Below are 1,780 nucleotides of genomic sequence, written 5' to 3' on the forward strand. Positions count from 1 at the left end.
TTTTGGATTTCAAAAATGTGGCCCATAGGATGGAAAATGTGGCAAATATCAACGGGGTTTCCTTTGTGAATGACAGCAAAGGCACTAATGTAGATGCTACCGCTTATGCATTGGACAGTTATTCCAATCCTTTGATATGGATAGCGGGAGGTGTAGATAAGGGCAATGATTACAAAGTGCTTTTTCCCATTGTGAGGGACAGGGTAAAAATCCTGATCTGTTTGGGAAAGGACAATGAAAAATTGAGAAAAGCATTTGAAGGGGTAATCCCTGTCATCAAAGAAACTCAGCGCATTGAGGAAGCTGTCGGTTGGGGTTTGGTTATGGGAAATAATGGGGATGTTGTCCTTCTTTCTCCTGCCTGTGCAAGCTTTGATCTTTTCAAAAATTATGAAGACAGAGGTAATCAGTTCAAATCAGCTGTTGAGGCACTTAAAAGTACGGTATTATGATGCAGGATATAAAACTTTGGTTTGACCGGAATCTGAAGGGTGACCCAATTATTTGGGGTATCGTGATCATTCTTTCTGTCATCAGTATTGTGGTTGTGTATTCAGCCACTGGTTCTTTGGCCTATAAATACAAAGGAGGAAATACAGAAAAATACCTTTTTGACCATTCCATGATGGTAGTGGCAGGATTACTGGTCATGTGGTTTGCACATAAAATTCCTTATAAGACTTTTGGTCTGATCGGGAAGTTTTTGCTGTTGATCGCTATTCCACTGCTGTTTTTCACCTATCTCTTTGGATCCACTGTCAATGAGGCAAACAGATGGTTGACCATACCCGTGATCAACAAAGCCTTCCAACCTTCAGATATTGCTAAACTGGCCTTGATTGCAACCCTTGCCAGTTTATTGGCAAGGAAACAAAAAAATATTGCCGATTTCAAAAACTCCTTTATCCCAATGATGATCGTCATCGGTGTGGTTTGTGGCTTGATTGGATTGGCAAATATGTCTACAGCAGTGTTGTTGTTTGTCACCTGTTTATTACTTCTGTTGATCGGAAGGGTTCCTCTCCGGCATATCATGCTCGTGGTTTTACTGGGAAGTCTCTTTTTGACTACCTCGGTATTTATCGGACAGCGGGGAGGAACTTTCTTTTCTCGTATTGAAAATTTTGTTTCAGGTGAAGAGATTCCTTTTCAGGCAGAGCAATCATTTATTGCCATTTCCACAGGTGGAGTTACAGGCAAAGGACCTGGGAAATCCGAGCAAAGAAACACTTTACCCCATCCTTATTCAGATTTCATTTATGCAATTATCATTGAGGAATATGGCTTGGTGGGAGGTGCTACGGTATTGTTCCTTTACCTGGCTTTACTCTTCAGGGGTATGCGCATCGTCGCATCTTCGACCAAACCATTTGGAGGATTACTCTCCGCAGGTTTGAGTTTTGCCTTGGTTTTGCAGGCAATGGTCAATATGGCTGTGGCAGTGGGCCTAGGTCCAATTACAGGATTGCCTTTGCCGCTATTGAGTATGGGAGGTACCTCCTTGGTGTTTACAGGATTTTCATTGGGCATCATCTTGAGTGTGAGTAGAGGAGACCATCAGGACATGGTCGAAAGCCCTGCGGAAGGAAATAATAAAATCAGGAAGTCATTCCAAACAGCATGACAAATTGAAAAACAACGAAGCACCATATCGGATCATGATCAGCGGAGGAGGCACAGGAGGCCATATCTATCCGGCTATTGCCATAGCCAATGCCTGGAAAGAAAAGCATCCTGATGCTGAGATCTTGTTTGTAGGTGCGGAAGGGAAAATGGAAAT

3 protein-coding genes are annotated in these 1,780 nt (G+C 42.6%); all 3 read left to right on the forward strand.

The window, feature by feature from the left end; all coding sequences use genetic code 11:
• A partial coding sequence (locus ACEW8O_RS25205; protein ID WP_373497396.1) for a glutamate ligase domain-containing protein occupies positions 1–452 on the forward strand: 452 nt, incomplete at its 5' end.
• On the forward strand, positions 452–1,624 hold the full coding sequence (locus ACEW8O_RS25210; RefSeq protein ID WP_373497397.1) for an FtsW/RodA/SpoVE family cell cycle protein: 1,173 nt from the start codon (positions 452–454) through the stop codon (positions 1,622–1,624). The genes ACEW8O_RS25205 and ACEW8O_RS25210, both read left to right, overlap by 1 nt.
• A gap of 34 nt (positions 1,625–1,658) precedes the next feature.
• On the forward strand, positions 1,659–1,780 hold a 122-nt coding region (locus ACEW8O_RS25215; RefSeq protein ID WP_373497398.1), incomplete at its 3' end, for a glycosyltransferase.

This window comes from Aquiflexum sp. (genome assembly GCF_041749095.1).
Taxonomy (GTDB): domain Bacteria; phylum Bacteroidota; class Bacteroidia; order Cytophagales; family Cyclobacteriaceae; genus Aquiflexum.